Consider the following 15,849-nt stretch of genomic DNA (forward strand, 5'->3'; position numbering starts at 1 on the left):
ACCCGAGGGAGGGCAGATCGCGTGGACGGTGTCATGTGGACCTGGGTGGTCGTGTGGATCGCCCTCGTCCTCGTGTTCCTCGTGGTCGAGGTCTTCACGCTCGACTTCGTGTTCGTGATGCTCGCAGCAGGGTCGGCCGGCGGTCTCGTCGCCTCGCTGCTCGGACTCCCGTGGTGGGCCGCCGTGCTCATCGCGGCGGCGCTGTCCCTCCTGCTCATCGCCCTCGTCCGACCGCGCGTCATCCACGCGCTGGGTCGGGGTGCCGATCCGCACCGCACGAACGTCGACGCACTCACCGGGATGCCGGGCGAGGTCGTCGTCGCGTTCACGGGCTCCGCCCCCGGCCAGGTCCGTCTGGCGAACGGCGAGACCTGGAGCGCGCGCATCGCCGCCGACACCGGCGCCGCGGTCCCGGTCCGCCCGCCCCTCGGCACGCCGGTCGTCGTGACCGGCGTCGAGGGCTCCACGGCGGTCGTCCGCCTCACCGAAAGGACAACACCATGACCGTCTCCACCGGGACGATCCTGCTCATCGCGCTCATCGTGGTGGTGGTCATCTTCGTGATCGTCGTGCTCAGCAGGGCGATCCGGATCATCCCGCAGGCGCGGGCCGGCGTCGTGGAACGGCTCGGCCGCTACCACAAGACGCTCACACCGGGTCTCAACCTGCTCGTGCCCTTCATCGACCGACTCCGCCCGCTGCTCGACATGCGCGAGCAGGTGGTCTCGTTCCCGCCGCAGCCCGTCATCACCGAGGACAACCTCGTCGTGTCGATCGACACGGTCGTGTACTTCCAGGTGACCGACGCCCGGGCCGCGACGTACGAGATCGCGAACTACCTCGGCGCGGTCGAGCAGCTCACGACCACGACCCTCCGCAACGTCGTCGGCGGCCTCAACCTCGAGCAGGCGCTCACCAGCCGCGACAACATCAACGGTCAGCTCCGCATCGTCCTCGACGAGGCCACGGGCAAGTGGGGCATCCGCGTCGGTCGGGTCGAGCTCAAGGCGATCGATCCGCCCGCGTCGATCCAGGACTCCATGGAGCAGCAGATGCGTGCCGAACGGAGCCGTCGTGCCGCCATCCTGCAGGCCGAGGGGACGAAGCAGTCCCAGATCCTCGAGGCCGAGGGCCAGCGGCAGTCCGCCATCCTCCGTGCCGAGGGCGAAGCGAAGGCCCGTGTGCTCGAGGCCGAGGGCGAGGCCCAGGCGATCGCGACGGTGTTCGGCGCCATCCACGCGGGCGACCCAGACGACAAGCTGCTGTCGTACCAGTACCTGCAGACCCTCCCGAAGCTCGCCGAGGGCAGCGCCAACAAGCTCTGGATGATCCCGAGCGAGTTCACCGAGGCATTGCAGGGCATCGCGCGCGGCTTCGGGGCGGGTCCGCTCGGAGGCGGCGGCCGACCCCATGTCGGGAGCGCGGGCAGCGGCGACGCCGGCCAGGACGCCCGCAACCAGGACTCCGGGAACGCTTCGGTCCGCCGCGCAGGCGGAACCGAGGCCGGCGGGTCGGCCGCTCCTGCCCTCATGGACCGCATCTCGGCCCTCGCCGCGGCGAGCCTCGCCGACACGACGCCCTCCTCGTCGGCGCCCGGAGCGGCGCTCGACGCAGCGGACGCCGCGCTCGACGCCCGGTTGGCGGAGTCGGATCGGAGTGTCGACGAGCACCTCGGCGCGAGCGACGGGAGCTCGCCGCAGCACGACTGACGGGCGCGCGGGGACTGGGAAGCCTCTGTGAAAGGCGAACATCGGAAACACCCGGGCGGGTAGCGCGGTTCCCATACACGGAAGCGATGCGGAAGGAGCGAACCATGGCTGATCGCAGTCTCCGGGGCATGCGACTCGGGAGCCAGAGTCTCCAGAGCGAAGAGGGCGTCGAGTTCTCCGAGCGCAGGCGAGCCGTCTACCAGACCGACAAGGGCACGACGTTCGAGGTCGTCTTCGCCGCCGAGGCGGAGATCCCCGACACGTGGCAGTCCCCCAGGAGCGGGCAGGAGGGTCGTCTCCTCGGTGATGACGGCGCTCCCGTCCCGATCGAGGAACACGACACGAAAGCGCCGCGCACCCACTGGGACATGCTGCTCGAGCGGCGGTCCCGCGAGGAGCTCGAAGAGCTCCTGCAGGAGCGCCTGACCTACCTGCGCGCCCGACGTGGCGAACAGAAGATCGGCGCCTGACACCGTCAGCGCCTGCGGACCGGGAGGGCCGTCCTCATCACGAGGGCGGCCCTCCCGTCATGTGCGGCGCCGGCGCCACGGCGCCGCGCCGAGCAGGACGAGCACGCCACCGATGACGACGACGGTCGTCAGACCGGTGCCGATGACGGTCGCCGGCGTGGTGCTCGTCCCCAGCGGCACGTCGGTCACCATCGACGTGGCCGTGTAGGCCGGAACCGAGTCGATGGTGCGTCCGGACGGATCGACGACCGCGCTCGCACCGACGGTCGAGATGTTCACGAGTGAGCGCCCCGTCTCGATCGCACGCATCCGGGCGATCGCGAGCTGCTGCAGGTTCTCGTCGGTGCCGTCGAAGTCGGCGTTGTTCGTCTGGGCGAGGATGAGCTGCGCATGGGCGGCCGTCATCTCGTCGGTCAGGCGGTCGTCGACGATGTCGAAGCAGATCGCGAGCCCGACGCGCACCCCCGCGACGCTGACGGTGTTCGGCTTCGTCCCCGGCGTGTAGTCACGGCCGATCAGCCCGATCAGGGACGGCGCGAGCTTGCTGTAGAACCAGCGGTCGGGCACGTACTCACCGAAGGGCACCGGATGGGCCTTGTCGTAGGAGCCCAGCCAGCCCTTGCCGGCCTGCCAGACGAAGGACGTGTTGTGGTACTGGCCACGGGCGTTCTCGGTGATCGCACCGGCGACGATCGGCGCGTGCGTGGCGGTGCTCAGGGCGTCGAGGGCCGCCGCCACCCCGGGCGAACGCCGAGGGTCGAACTCGGCCGACGCCTCCGGCCACACCACCATGTCGACTCCCTTGGCCGACGTGTCCGTCGCGTCGAGCTGGGACGACAGGACCTCGCCGGGCTGGGCGCCGTCGAAGTACCCCGCCGGACCGTCGCCCTGGACGCTCTCGACGCGGACCATGCCCGATGTCGTCGCGGGCCACGCCGGCACCGCGAGGACGACCACCACGACGCCGACCGCGAGCACGGCCCGGACGAACGGCCGCACACCGACCTCGACCGCGAGGGCGACGAGTGCCGCCACCATGAACACGAGCACGAACGTCAGTCCGAGCACCCCGAGCCAAGCGACGAGCGGTGCGAAGGGACTCTGTGACTGGCTCAGGGCGACGCGACCCCAGGAGAACCCGTTGTACGGGTAGTTCCCGCCGAGCCACTCGCGGCCCGTCCAGAGCGCCGCGACGACCGCAGGCGTGAGGAGCACTCGACCGAGGACGGTCGGAACCGCCCGCGGCACCCACCGGTACGCGAGCGCCATGGCCGCTCCCCCGAGCGCCGGGAACAGCGCCTCGAACAGCGCGAGCGCGAGCCAGGGCACCGGGCCGAGGTACTTCGCCGCCCAGTCCACGTCGACCAGGAAGAACGCGGCGCCGAAGACGTAGCCGAGCCCGAACGCCACCCAGAACCGCTGTCCTCGGACCGCGAGGAGCATCATCGCGACGGCGGGGAACGCCAGCACCCAGACGCCCGCCCCGGGGAACGCGAGGTCGAGGACGAGTCCGCCGAGCGCTGCCAGCGGGTACGCGACGGAGCGCGGGAGGACACCGACCGCGCCCGCGTCGTGACCGGGGCCGTGCCTCCAGACCGGCAGGGGGTGCCGGGGAGGGCGCCGCCGCGGTGTCGGACGGGGCGACTGCACGGCCTCCCCGCCGACGGCGGGCAGGCGCGTCGGACGGTCCTCGGTCGTCGTCATGGGATCGTCCCTCAGACCGTCGCGTAGGCGACGATGCCACGGCGCATGGCGTCGGCGGCACGGGAGGCGGTGCGCGACAACGGCGCGTCGGCCGCGTTGCGGAGCTGGTCGAGCAGGTCGATCACCTGCTTGGACCACCGGACGAAGTCGCCTGCGGCGAGATCGAGGGTCCGGAGGACGTCGTCGAGCGAGGACCCCGACGCCCATCGGAAGACGCCGAGCGCGATCGCGGGCGTGGGCGGCATCGATCCCGCCAGGCGGTGGTCCCGCTCGAGGTCGTCGAGGCGCGCCCAGATCGTGAGCGTCTCGTCGAGGGCCGGACGGAAGGCGCCGCGGGGCAGCGCGTGTTCCGTGCCGGGAGCGTCCTCGCGGCGGGGCTCGTAGACGATCGTCGCCGCCATCGCCGCGAGCTGCGCCGGTGTCAACTCGTCCCAGACGTGCGCCTCGATGCACTCCGCGACGAGCAGGTCGCGGTCGCCGTAGATGCGCTGCAACCGGCGCCCACCGGCGGCGACGCGCACCTCGTCCCGTCGGGCCCCCGCGGACTCGGACGTCGGCACCGGGACGCCGTCCACGTCCTCCGGCGCGTCGCGGGTCAGGTAGCCGAGTGCCAGGAGGACGTCGGTCACCCGGTCGAACACGATCGCCACCGCACCGGTGCGCGAGCGGATCTGCGCGAGCAGCTTGTCGGTGGAGCGGGACAGGCGGTACCAACGCTCGGCCCAGCGCGCGTGCGCCTCGCGGTCGGGACACGCGTGGCAGGGATGCCGCTGCATGCGTCGCCGGACCTCGCTGATCGCGGCCTGCCGCTCCTGGCGTGCACCGTGTGAGGACTCGCGGCCGCCCGGGATCGTCGACCGCTCCAGGTCGGAGAGCTCGCGTCGGAGCGCCGCGTACTCCGTGAAGTCCCCGAGGTGGCACTCCATGGACCGGCGGTAGCCGTCGAGCGACTCCTGCTGCGATCGGGCCTTCCGGGCGAGATCGACGACCGAGCGGTCCGCCTGGAACTGCGCGAACGACGTCTCGAGGACCTCGCGCGTCCGCTCCCGCCCGAACTGCTCGATGAGGTTGACGGCCATGTTGTACGTCGGCTTGAACGCGGAGTTGAGCGGGTAGGTCCGGCGCGAGGCGAGCGACGCCACCGCCTGTGGTTCGAGGCCGTCGGTCCACTGGATGACCGCATGGCCCTCGACGTCGATCCCGCGGCGACCGGCGCGGCCGGTCAGCTGCGTGTACTCCCCCGGCGTGATCGGGACGCGCGCCTCGCCGTTGAACTTCTCGAGCTTCTCGAGCACCACCGTGCGAGCGGGCATGTTGACCCCGAGCGCCAGGGTCTCGGTGGCGAGCACGACCTTGAGCAGCTTGCGCTGGAACAGGTCCTCGACGACCTCCTTGAACGCTGGCAGCAGCCCCGCGTGGTGCGCCGCGACGCCCCGCTCGAGGCCCTCGAGCCACTCCCAGTAGCCGAGCACCGCGAGGTCCTCGTCGAGCAGCGTGCGGCAGTGGTACTCGGCGGTCTCGCGGATCTCGCGGCGCTCAGCGGCGGTCGTCAGCGAGATCCCGGAGCGGAGGACCTGGCGCACGCCCTGGTCGCATCCGTTCCGGCTGAACACGAAGAAGATGGCCGGCAGCAACCGCCGCTCGTCGAGCATGTGGACGATGCCCTCGCGGTGCATGCGTTCCTGGCGCGGCCCGCGATGGTCGTACGCCGGACCGCGTCCGCGGCCGCGGCCTCGACCGCCGTTGCGGTCGCCACCCCGCGAGGCCCCACCGACCAGTCGCATGAGCTCCGGGTTGACACGGTTGGTCGCCGCCGCACCCGACGAGTCGAACAGGTCGACGAGCTTCGGACCGACGAGCACGTGCTGCTCGAGCGGCACCGGACGCTCCTCCGACACGATGACGTCCGTGTCCCCGCGCACCGCCTGCAGCCAGTCGCCGAACTCCTCGGCGTTCGACACGGTCGCCGACAGGGAGACGAGCCGGACCTCGCTCGGCAGGTGCAGGATCACCTCTTCCCACACCGGCCCGCGGAACCGGTCGGCGAGGTAGTGGACCTCGTCGAGCACGACGTAGGCCAGGTCGTCGAGCAGGTCGGACTCCGCGTAGATCATGTTGCGGAGCACCTCGGTCGTCATCACGACCACGCGCGCCCTCGGGTTGACGTTGGTGTCGCCCGTGAGCAGCCCGACCTCCGACTCGCCGTACGCGTCGACGAGTTCGCCGTACTTCTGGTTCGACAGCGCCTTGATCGGCGTGGTGTAGAACACCTTCGCCGTCGGGGAACGCATCGCGAGCCACACCGCGAACTCGGCGACGACCGTCTTGCCGGCACCGGTGGGCGCGGCGACGAGCACGCTGCGGCCCTCGTCGAGCGCCAGGCACGACGCCATCTGGAACGGGTCGAGGTCGAATCGGAGCTCGGTGCGGAACAGCTCGAGGTTCCGTGACCGCGCCCGCGCGCGGGCGGCGGCGAACCGGGCGGCCGGGGTCAGTCCCGTGTCGGTCACAGGCCGTACTCCGCGTCCACCGCTGCCTGACGTCGCGCTGCGCGCCGGTCGTGGAACCACGAGACCGCGCAGGCAGCGATGTACAGCACGACCATCGGCACGGCGAGCAGGAACATCGAGATGACGTCGGCCGACGGCGTGACCAGGGCGGTGAACACGAGGATGCAGAGGATCGCGATGCGCCAGGAGCCGATGATGGCCGCGGCGGAGAGCACCCCGACGAAGTTGAGGAGCACGAGGAACACCGGGAGCACGAACGCGATGCCGATGGCGAGGACGAGCTTGATGACGAAGTCGTAGTAGGTCTTGGCGTCCACGATCGAGGCGTCCTCGTGCGACACGAAGCTGCCGAGGATCCCGACGATGTGCGGCAGGACGTACCACCCGCAGAAGCAGCCGCCGAGGAAGAGCGGGATCGCCGAGCCGAAGAAGCCGATGACGTAGAGCTTCTCGCGGCGGACCAGCGCCGGCACGATGAAGGCCCACACCTGGTAGAGCCACACGGGGCTCGAGATGACGATGCCGATCGTGATCGCGATCTGCAGACGGAGGTCGAACGCACCGGTGATCACCGGGAAGTTCAGCTCGGCGACGTGCCCGCCGCCGGCACGGGCCAGGTTGCGGACCGGCGCGCGGAGGGCGTCGAGCACCCACGGCGTGAGGAACCACCCCGCCACGGCACACACGGCGATGGCGAGCACGGCGCGGAACAGGCGCTTGCGGAGCTCGACGAGGTGCTGTCCGAGGGACATCCGCCCCTCGGGGTCCTTCTTCGGCATCCCCGGGCGAGGCTGGCGTCCGCGCGCAGTCGTCGAGGCCATGGCTGTGATCCTACGTCCTCTCCGCCGTGGACCGACATGGCGGACGACGCTGGGGGCGGCTCAGTCCGCGGGGGCGAGCGCTGCCGCGGCGAAGGCGCGGAGGGCCGCGCGCGCGGCGGGTGGGTGCAGCACGACCGCACGGCCGGGCAGCCCGGCGACGAGGCGGACGACGCCGTCGAACCCGGTCGCGGCGAGCCGGATGCGGACGCGGCCCTGGTCGTCCGGGTCGTCCGCGGTGTCGGCGAGGTAATCCGCGACGAGCGGCAGGGACGAGGAGTCGAGCTCCACGGTGACGATCGTGTCCTCGGGCCCACGTTGGAACAACGTGTCGGGGATCTCGACGTCCTCGATCCGTTTCGTCGCCGGACGGTCGTCCACGGCGACGCCCGACATGCGGTCGAGTCGGAAGGTCCGGAGCGCATCGCGATCGAGGTCCCAGGCGCGCAGGTACCAGTCGGTGTCGATGGACTCGACCCGGAGCGGGTCCACGCGGCGTTCACCACGGGGCGCCCGCGGCCCCGCGTAGTCGAACCGGAGGCCCCGACCGGCCGACATCGCCCGCCGGATCACCTCGAGGGTGACGTCGTGCGCGTCCTGCCCGACCGCGACCGAACTGGAGGCGCCACCCGCCCCACGGGACAGCTTCGCGATGAGCGCGTGGATCGCCTCGGGGTCCCCGGCCTCGGGTAGCGCCGACAGGTACTGCAGGCCGGCGATGAGCGCCGAGGCCTCGCGGGCCGAGAGCCGCGGGGAGTCGTCGATCGCGACGAGGTTGGTCAACACGATCATGTCGTTCTGCTCGAAGTCGTCCCAGGCGATGTCGAACAGGTCACCGTGTTGGTACTGCATGGTCTCGCCCGGGACCCCCGACACGGCGATGAGCTCGACGGCGCGGCGGATCCGAGCCGCGGGGACCCCGAAGTGTCGTGCTGCCTCGGTGACCGACACGCGCTCGCGGTCGATGAGGTACGGCACGAGCGACAGGAGGAACGCGAGCTTGTCCTGCGCCTGGAGCGGCTGCTCAGCCACGGGCAGCCTCCCCCGGGGTGTCGTCGTGGTCCTGCACGAGTCGCTCGAGACGGGCACACACGAGGTCCCGCACGGCCGACGGCTCCACGACACGGACCTCCGGCCCGAAGGCGGCGAGCTCCTCGGCCAGGATCTGGGGATCCACGAAGTGCAGGACGAGCCGACCGTCGGCGTCCGTGGTGGTGCCGCGTCGGCGGGCGAGTCGCCGCTCGGCGTCACTGCCCGTGGCGACCTGGATCGTGGCGGTCCGGTTCGCCCAGACCCGGTCGAGTTCCGCGAGGGCACGCTCCCCGGCGTCCGCCGGCGCCTCGTGCTGGCCGACCTCGTACGTCGTGACCGGACCGACGACGCGGGAGAGCAGGTAGTTCTTGTCGGAGTCGGTCGCGAACTCGTGCGCGGCGAGCATCCAGCGTCCGCCGTGCTGCACGAGTGCCAGTGGCGCGACCTGCCGCGTCCGGGCCTTGGTGCTGCCCGGTGTGATGTAGTCGAACCGGACGGCGGCGGCGCGGTCGAGCGCGGCGCGCAGTGGTTCGAACGCGGCGTCCCTGGCCCGGAGCCGAGGAGCGTAGGCGTCCACGGCGCGGCCGTCCGCGAGCGCGTCCTCGCCGTCGTCGTCGGTACCGCCGACGGACCGCAGCTTGAGCAGGGCGCGACGGGAGTCGGCGGAGAGCGCGCCCTCACGCCAGGCCATCGCCGCCAGGGACAGCAGCGCGGACTCGTCCGGGGTGAACCGGACGTCCTCGGGCAGGTCGTACTCGCCCTTCGGGATCCGGTAACGCAGCGTCTGGTTGTTGCCGGTCGCACCGGGCGTCTCGATGGTCTCGAGCGGGACACCGAGTTCGCGGACGTCGTCCTTGTCGCGCTCGAACTGACGCTCGAGCGAGGCGTTGTCACCACCCGGCGTGTACCGCTGGCGGTATCCCTGCACGTTCGCGAGGATCTCGCCCTTCGTGAGCCCCGACTCCGTCGACAGGAGCGCGAGCACGAGGCTGAACAGCCGTTCCTCCGCCGGGACACGCGGGGATCGGGTCGCTGGCACGACCCGATCCTACGGCAGCGGGCGTACCCCCGGGATCAGCGTGGCATCACGCCGAGCAGGTCGAACACGTACGCGTACGTCGTGCCGTTCTGCTTGACGACGGCGAGCACCTGGTCGCCGACCTGCTTGCCGATCAGGGCCTTGCGGATCGATGCCGCGATCTGGTTGCCGGGCGCCAGCGGGACCGTCACGGCACCCGATCCGTCGGTCCAGCTCGACCCGGCGACAGTCGAGTTCGTGCCCCAGTTGACCGCGGTGTACTTGACCACTGCCGTGTCCTTCGCGGTGATCTCGCGGCCGGACCCCTTGCGGAGCAGGTGCACCTGGTCAGTCGACGGTGCAGCGGTGGCGGGCACGGTGATCCCGGGCGCACCGTTCGGGGCGAGCACGACGGCCGGCATACCGTCGGCGGCGACCTGTGGCCGTCCGTCGGCACGCGAGGCGAAGCCGTCCACGACGTCCGCAACGACGACCGCGGCGTCCTGTTGGACCTTCGCCGTGGTGGTGCTGCCGTTCTGGAGCGCCTTCTTCGACACCACGATCGCGAGGCGGTCACCGACCCGCGCGCACTCGAGCGCGTTGCCCAGTGCACCGCCGTTCGTCGACCCGACGGTGATGGGACTCGTCGTCCCCTTGTACCCGCTGGTCTGCAGGGTCTTGCCGGTCGCGCCGTCCACCACCGTGTACTCGATGACCGCCGGGGAACCCTCGCCGAGGACACGGCCGGACCCCTGGTGGAGCACGGAGACCTCGGTCCGCTTCGTGGTGAGCGGCGACGGGACGTGGACCGTCGGCTTCGCACCGATCGCGCCGGACGCCGACACGGCCTCGGACGCGTTGCCGGGCGCGGGTGCCGTGCATCCCCCCGCGGACGCCGAGCCCGACGCGCACGCTGTGAGCGACGCGACGAGGCCGACCGTGACCAGGAGTGCGGGGATGGTGCGCACGGACCCTCTTTCCACTCGTTCGGGGGTTCGCGCCCGGATGACGCCGGACGACTCCGGTAGAGCTTAGCGGTCGTCCGCTGGCGCCTCGTCCGCCCGGGGCCCGTCCGCCGCGGCGACCTTCCGGGCCTGCGCGGCCGCCTGCCGGGCGACCTTCCGGAGCTTCTTGTCGCTCGTCGCCCGCTCGCCCACGGCGCCGGGCGTCCACAACTCGACGTCCTCGTCCGCGAACTCGGGCTTGCGACGGCGCCGGTGGTCGGGCAGCACGACGCCGTCCGCGAGCCGTCGGGCCGTCACCAGGAACCCGGTGTGGCCGACCATCCGGTGGTCGGGACGCACGGCGAGTCCGTCGACGTGCCAGGTGCGGACGAGCGTCTCGCTCGGCTCCGGCTCGGTGTAGCGGCCGGTGTCGCGGATCGCCTCGCACACGCGGGAGAGCTGCGTCACGGTCGCCACGTAACAGACGATGAGTCCGCCGGGCACGAGTGCGTCGGCGGCGTCGTCCACGCACTCCCACGGCGCGAGCATGTCGAGCACGACCCGGTCGACGGATCCGGCGTCGACGTGCTGCGCCAACTCCTCGACGAGGTCGCCCACGGTGACGGTCCAGTTGTCCGGATCGCCCCCGAGGAACGTGGCGACGTTGCCGCGGGCGATGTCGGCGAACTCGGAACGACGCTCGAACGAGTGCAGGGTCCCCTCGGCGCCGATCGCCCGGAGCAACCACAGCGAGAGCGCGCCCGAGCCGACGCCGGCCTCGACGACCCGGGCCCCCGGGAACACGTCCGCGAAGGCGACGATCTGGGCCGCGTCCTTCGGGTAGACGATCGCGGCCCCGCGGGGCATGGACATGACGTAGTCGTTCAGCAGGGGGCGGAGGGCCAGGTACTCGTCGCCGCTCGACGAGGCGATCACGGAGCCGTCCTGCTGGCCGATCACGTCGTCGTGGCGGAGGACGCCGCGGTGCGTGTGGTACTCGCCGCCGGTCTCGAGCGAGAGCGTGGTCAGCTTGCCCTTCGGGCCGGTGAGCTGGACGCGGTCGCCGGCACGGAAGGGACCGCGGGCTGGCGCGCCGGTCATCGCGCGCCCTCGCCCGGGAGCTGCGCCGCCGCCGCCCCGGAGGACGCCGTGGTCGCCGCGGCGGCGTGCGCCGAGAACGCGGGCGCCGTCAGTGCGACGAGCCGGTCGACGTCCACGCCGTCCAGCGACTCGAGCCGGACGTCGGCGCTGCCCTCGGCGATCGGCACGACGTGCTCGACCGCGACCGTGACGGCCCCGGAGGCGAGCGCCGCGGCGACACCCGTCGGCGAGTCCTCGATCGCGACGCAGCGGGCCGGGTCGACGCCGAGTGCTGCCGCAGCACGGAGGTACGCCTCGGGGTGCGGCTTGGCGTGCTCCACGTCGTCGCCCGCGACGACCACGCGGAATCCCCTCGCGCCGAGCAACTCGGCCACGTCGACCGCCATCCGCCGGCGGGACATCGTCACGAGTGCGGTCGGGACGCCGCGGTCGTGGAGCTCCTCGACGAGCTCGCGGGCCCCGGGACGCCACGGCATGGCGTCGTGCATGTGCTCGACCACGTAGGTCGTCATCCACTCGACGATCTCCTCCACGGTCAGGTCCACGCCGTGCTCACGGAGGATCTCGCCGGAGCGCTCGAGGCCACTGCCGACGAGGGACAAGCCGTCCTCGTGGGTCCACGGGGCGTCGTACTGCGCGGTCAGCACCATCTGGGACCGCTGCCAGATCGGCTCGGTGTCCACGAGGGTGCCGTCCATGTCCCAGAGGACCGCGGCGGGGAGTTCGGAGGTCACGGCCCCCGAGTGTAGCGGCGGGCACCCGAACGCCCGTTCGCTCCGGGCACGACGCCGGGAGCACGGGCCGCGGTGCCCGCGAGGACGCACGTCCTATTGTTGGTGTGCAGGTCGCGGCGCCCCGCGTCCCTCGGCAGATCGACCAGGAGGTCCCCTCCGTGCCACAGCACTCCCCCTTCAGCGACGGGCGCCTGCTCGTCGTCGCGTTCGAGGGATGGAACGACGCGGGCGAGGCCGCGAGCGGACTCGCCCGACGCATCGTCGACGCGCTCGACCTGGAGGAACTCCGGGAGCTCGACGGTGAACGGTACGTCGACTACCAGTTCAACCGCCCGACGATCGGCACCGACGACGACGGCGTGCGCGGCGTCATCTGGCCGCGGATCGTGCTCCACGGTCCGGCGTCCACCGGCACCACGCCCGCCGTCTCCCAGGTCGTCGGTGCCGGCGGCACCACGAGTGAGCGCGGGGTGTACGTGCTCGTCGGTCCCGAGCCGTCGCGGACGTGGCGCGGGTTCGCGGCGGAGATCGTGGACCTGGTGGACGTGCACGCGATCGACGCCGTCGTGTTCGTCGGCGCCATGCTCGCGGACGTCCCGCACACCCGCCCGATCTCGGTCTTCGTGTCCAGTGAGGACGAGGACGTCCGCACCGCGCTCGGCGTCGACCACTCGACGTACGAGGGCCCGGTCGGCATCATCAGCGTCTTGTCGGACGCGATGGACACCGCCGGCGTGCCCACGATCTCCCTCTGGGCCTCGGTCCCGCACTACGTCCACAACGCCCCCTCGCCGAAGGCGACCCTCGCGCTCCTCGACCGCATCGAGGACCTCACCGATGTGACGGTGCCGCGCGGGTCCCTGCTCGACGACGCCGCGAACTGGGAGCAGGGCATCGACGCGCTGGCAGCCGACGACGAGGACATGGCGAGCTACATCACGCAGCTCGAACAGGCGCGCGACACGGTCGACTCCCCGGAGGCCAGCGGCGACGCGATCGCCCAGGAGTTCGAGCAGTACCTCCGCCGACGCGACGGCAAGGACGGCGCCCCGGGTGGCCCCGGCGAGGGTCCCTGGCGCCCACCCCAGTCCTGAAGGCGGGACGGCCGACGGACCCCGGACCCCCGGTCCGGGTCCTCCGTCAGTGTCGTCCGATCCGGATCCCGAGCACGGCGTCGACGAGCGCGACGAGCTCGCCCGTGCACGTGCCACCCGCCGCGATCGCGGTGTCCACCGCGGCGACCGCCCCCGGCGTGTCGAGGTCGTCCGCGACCCGCTCGCGGATCCGAGCCGTGCTCGCGACGGCCACCGACGTGTCGGCGTCGCCCCGGTCCTCCAGATCGACGCCGCGAGCCCAGGCGTCCCACGAGGCGAGCCGCGTGGTCGCGCTCGTCAGCTCGCTGTCGAACCACTCCCAGTCGTCCGAGTAGCGGTGGGACAACAGCGCGAGGCGGACGACCCGCGGGTCGGCGCCGTCGTCGAGCAGGCCGCGGACGGTCACGAGGTTGCCGAGCGACTTCGAGATCTTCGTGCCCTGGTAGGCGATCATCCCGGTGTGGACGTAGGCGCGTGCGAGTGGTGCGTGCGCGAGCGCCGCCGTGTGGCCCGCGCTCATCTCGTGGTGCGGGAACACGAGGTCGCTCCCCCCGCCCTGCACCGAGACGGGCGCACCGAGGCGGTCGCCCGCGATGACGCTGCACTCGATGTGCCATCCGGGCCGCCCGGTGCCCACAGCGGTGTCCCAGGTCGGTTCGCCGGGTCGTGCCGCACGCCACAGCAGCGGATCGAGCGGGTCACGCTTGCCGGGTCGATCCGGGTCGCCACCGCGCTCTGCCGACAGCGCGAGCATGGTGTCGCGGTCGAGGCCGCTCTCGGCACCGAGCGACCAGGCGTCGGTCGCGCGCTGGACGTCGAAGTACACGTCGTCGCCGTCCGCGCCCTCCGTCGGCACCCGGTAGCCGTGGCCGGACTCGAGCAGGAACGCGACGGCCTCGCCGATGCGCTCGACCTCGTCGGTGACCGCGACGTACTCGTCCGGCGGGAGCACCCGCAGCGCCTCCATGTCGCGCCGGAACAACGCGATCTGCGAGGCGGCGAGCTCGCGCCAGTCGACGCCGGTCGCCGCGGCGCGCTCGAGGAGCGGGTCGTCGACGTCGGTCGTGTTCTGCACGTACTCGACGTCGAGTCCGGCATCCCGCCAGGCCCGGTTCAGGGTGTCGAAGGCCAGGTAGGTGGCCGCGTGCCCGAGGTGGGTCGCGTCGTACGGGGTGATGCCGCACACGTACATGGTCGCGCGCTCGCCGCCGTCCGTCGGGTCGACCGGGCTGCCGGTGGCGGTGTCGTGCACGCGAGGCCGGCTGCCGACGCCGGAGACCTCGGGGACGTCGGGGTGCTCCCAGGCCCGCATCAGTAGGTCGCCAGGAGGTCGGCGAGGACGCGGCGCCCGAACACGAGCGACGCCAGCGGGACCCGCTCGTCGACGCCGTGGAACATCGCGGGGAAGTCCATGTCACCGGGGAGCTGCAACGGGACGAACCCGTACCCGGCGATGCCGAGGGTCGACAGCGCTTTGTTGTCGGTCCCGCCGGACAGCAGGTAGGGCAGCACCGGCGCGCCTGGGTCGTGCCGGTCGAGGACCGCGCGGACGGTGTCGACGAGCGGACCGGCGAACGCGGTCTCGAGACCGACGTCCCGGTGCGTCGTCAGCACCTCGACGTCGTCCCCGGCGAGTTCACGGACCTCGGCGAGCACCTGCTCCTCGTCGCCGGGCAGGCACCGGATGTCGACGAGCGCCTCGGCGGTGTCGGGGATCACGTTGTGCTTGTAGCCGGCGTGCAGGAGCGTCGGGTTCGTCGTCGTGTGCAGGGCCGCGTGGATGAAGCGCGAGGCCGAACCGGTCGCCAGCGCGACCTCGTCCGGTCCCGTCCGCGTGGGGTCCACCCCGAGGAACCGGGCGACCTCGCGCACCATCGCGTCGGTCGTGTCGGACATCCGGACCGGCCACTCGCGGCTCCCGATGCGCGCGACGGCCGCGGCGAGCTTCGTCACGGCGTTGTCGCGCATCACGTGCGACCCGTGCGCGGCGGTGCCCCGCGCGACGAGCTTGATCCAGATGAGCGCCTTCTCGCCCGTCTGCAGCAGGTAGGCCCGGCGATCGCCGAGGGTGATCGAGTAACCACCGACCTCGCTGATGGCCTCCGTCGCCCCGGCGAAGACCTCGGGGTGTTCCGCGACGACGTGGTGCGCGCCGAGAACGCCGCCGGCCTCCTCGTCCGCGAAGAAGCCGATCACCAGGTCGCGCTCGGGTGCGCCCTGCCGCTCGATGACGTCCCGCAGGGCGGTGAGCATCATCGCGTCCATGTCCTTCATGTCGACCGCGCCGCGACCCCAGAGCGCGCCGTCCTGGACGACGCCACCGAACGGGTCCACGGACCAGTTCGCGGGATCGGCCGGGACGACGTCGAGGTGCCCGTGCACGACGAGCCCCGGCTTGTCGCGGTCGCGCCCGGGAACCCGTGCGACGACGCTGACCCGGCCCGGCTCCGACTCGAACAGCTGCGGCTCCAGCCCGAGGTCCCGGAGATGCGCCTCGACGTACTCCGCCGCGTCGGCCTCGCCGTTCGAACGCCCCTCGCCGTGGTTCGTGGTGTCGAACCGGATGAGGTCACGGGCGATGGCGGCGGTGGCCTCGAGCTCCGTGTCGACGTCCGCCGGTCGCTGCACATCGGTCATGTCCCCAACGGTACCGTCCGCGTACGACCACGGTGCCCGCCGGTGCGGGCAGGCCGGGCGGGCGCGCCCGGGATGCGC

At 72.0% G+C, this 15,849-nt stretch carries 14 protein-coding genes; 4 read left to right on the forward strand and 10 right to left on the reverse strand.

Going from position 1 to position 15,849, the window contains the following annotated elements; translation table 11 throughout:
* Positions 1–21 precede the first annotated feature (21 nt).
* From DEI93_RS08455 to DEI93_RS08465, 3 genes are all read left to right on the forward strand, one after another.
* Complete coding sequence (locus DEI93_RS08455; protein WP_111071551.1) at positions 22–504, forward strand: NfeD family protein; 483 nt, start codon at positions 22–24, stop codon at positions 502–504.
* Complete coding sequence (locus DEI93_RS08460) at positions 501–1,709, forward strand: SPFH domain-containing protein (RefSeq protein WP_111071550.1); 1,209 nt, start codon at positions 501–503, stop codon at positions 1,707–1,709. The genes DEI93_RS08455 and DEI93_RS08460 overlap by 4 nt, the downstream gene beginning before the upstream one ends.
* Before the next feature lie 104 nt (positions 1,710–1,813).
* Positions 1,814–2,179, forward strand: a complete 366-nt coding sequence (locus DEI93_RS08465; RefSeq protein ID WP_111009061.1) for an RNA polymerase-binding protein RbpA — start codon at positions 1,814–1,816, stop codon at positions 2,177–2,179.
* 57 nt (positions 2,180–2,236) lie between these two features.
* On the opposite strand, the gene lnt is transcribed toward DEI93_RS08465, so the two are convergent.
* The 8 genes from lnt to DEI93_RS08505 form a co-directional block, all read right to left on the reverse strand.
* Positions 2,237–3,883, reverse strand: coding sequence for an apolipoprotein N-acyltransferase (gene lnt / locus DEI93_RS08470; protein WP_111119355.1), 1,647 nt, complete (start codon positions 3,881–3,883; stop codon positions 2,237–2,239).
* Between the two features lie 11 nt (positions 3,884–3,894).
* Positions 3,895–6,393: a DEAD/DEAH box helicase gene (locus DEI93_RS08475; protein ID WP_111009063.1), complete on the reverse strand. Its 2,499-nt coding sequence runs from the start codon at positions 6,391–6,393 to the stop codon at positions 3,895–3,897.
* The gene (gene tatC / locus DEI93_RS08480; RefSeq protein ID WP_111009341.1) at positions 6,390–7,145 is read right to left on the reverse strand and encodes a twin-arginine translocase subunit TatC; all 756 of its coding nucleotides are present in this window, start codon (positions 7,143–7,145) and stop codon (positions 6,390–6,392) included. The genes DEI93_RS08475 and tatC overlap by 4 nt, the downstream gene beginning before the upstream one ends.
* A gap of 129 nt (positions 7,146–7,274) precedes the next feature.
* Positions 7,275–8,243, reverse strand: coding sequence for a helix-turn-helix transcriptional regulator (locus tag DEI93_RS08485; RefSeq protein WP_111009064.1), 969 nt, complete (start codon positions 8,241–8,243; stop codon positions 7,275–7,277).
* Complete coding sequence (locus tag DEI93_RS08490) at positions 8,236–9,282, reverse strand: helix-turn-helix transcriptional regulator (protein WP_111119356.1); 1,047 nt, start codon at positions 9,280–9,282, stop codon at positions 8,236–8,238. Before DEI93_RS08490 ends, DEI93_RS08485 begins: the two co-directional genes overlap by 8 nt.
* Before the next feature lie 35 nt (positions 9,283–9,317).
* Positions 9,318–10,229 carry an FKBP-type peptidyl-prolyl cis-trans isomerase gene (locus DEI93_RS08495; protein WP_111009066.1) on the reverse strand — a complete coding sequence of 304 codons (912 nt, stop codon included), beginning with the start codon at positions 10,227–10,229 and terminating at the stop codon, positions 9,318–9,320.
* A 63-nt stretch (positions 10,230–10,292) separates the two neighbouring features.
* On the reverse strand, positions 10,293–11,306 hold the full coding sequence (locus tag DEI93_RS08500) for a tRNA (adenine-N1)-methyltransferase (RefSeq protein ID WP_111119357.1): 1,014 nt from the start codon (positions 11,304–11,306) through the stop codon (positions 10,293–10,295).
* A complete protein-coding gene (locus tag DEI93_RS08505; protein WP_111119358.1) occupies positions 11,303–12,040 on the reverse strand; it encodes an HAD family hydrolase in 738 nt (245 codons plus the stop codon). The genes DEI93_RS08500 and DEI93_RS08505 overlap by 4 nt, the downstream gene beginning before the upstream one ends.
* Positions 12,041–12,198: 158 nt before the next feature.
* Here DEI93_RS08505 and DEI93_RS08510 point away from each other — a divergent pair, with 158 nt between their 5' ends.
* A complete protein-coding gene (locus tag DEI93_RS08510) occupies positions 12,199–13,134 on the forward strand; it encodes a proteasome assembly chaperone family protein (RefSeq protein ID WP_111009342.1) in 936 nt (311 codons plus the stop codon).
* Between the two features lie 46 nt (positions 13,135–13,180).
* On the opposite strand, the gene mshC is transcribed toward DEI93_RS08510, so the two are convergent.
* A complete protein-coding gene (gene mshC, locus DEI93_RS08515) occupies positions 13,181–14,446 on the reverse strand; it encodes a cysteine--1-D-myo-inosityl 2-amino-2-deoxy-alpha-D-glucopyranoside ligase (protein ID WP_111119359.1) in 1,266 nt (421 codons plus the stop codon).
* Entirely contained in the window at positions 14,446–15,771 is a 1,326-nt protein-coding gene (locus DEI93_RS08520; protein ID WP_111119360.1) for a M20/M25/M40 family metallo-hydrolase, read from the reverse strand. Before DEI93_RS08520 ends, mshC begins: the two co-directional genes overlap by 1 nt.
* Positions 15,772–15,849: the final 78 nt, after the last annotated feature.

Origin of the sequence: Curtobacterium sp. MCBD17_035 (genome assembly GCF_003234815.2) — a bacterium.
Lineage (GTDB): Bacteria > Actinomycetota > Actinomycetes > Actinomycetales > Microbacteriaceae > Curtobacterium.

What these genes read in the sequence shown, in the direction of transcription:
- tatC (WP_111009341.1), bottom strand. Translation starts at nt 7,145, where the DNA reads ATGTCCCTCGGACAGCACCTCGTCGAGCTCCGCAAGCGCCTGTTCCGC.
- mshC (WP_111119359.1), bottom strand. Translation starts at nt 14,446, where the DNA reads ATGCGGGCCTGGGAGCACCCCGACGTCCCCGAGGTCTCCGGCGTCGGC.
- DEI93_RS08465 (WP_111009061.1), top strand. Translation starts at nt 1,814, where the DNA reads ATGGCTGATCGCAGTCTCCGGGGCATGCGACTCGGGAGCCAGAGTCTC.
- lnt (WP_111119355.1), bottom strand. Translation starts at nt 3,883, where the DNA reads ATGACGACGACCGAGGACCGTCCGACGCGCCTGCCCGCCGTCGGCGGG.
- DEI93_RS08520 (WP_111119360.1), bottom strand. Translation starts at nt 15,771, where the DNA reads ATGACCGATGTGCAGCGACCGGCGGACGTCGACACGGAGCTCGAGGCC.
- DEI93_RS08460 (WP_111071550.1), top strand. Translation starts at nt 501, where the DNA reads ATGACCGTCTCCACCGGGACGATCCTGCTCATCGCGCTCATCGTGGTG.
- DEI93_RS08500 (WP_111119357.1), bottom strand. Translation starts at nt 11,306, where the DNA reads ATGACCGGCGCGCCAGCCCGCGGTCCCTTCCGTGCCGGCGACCGCGTC.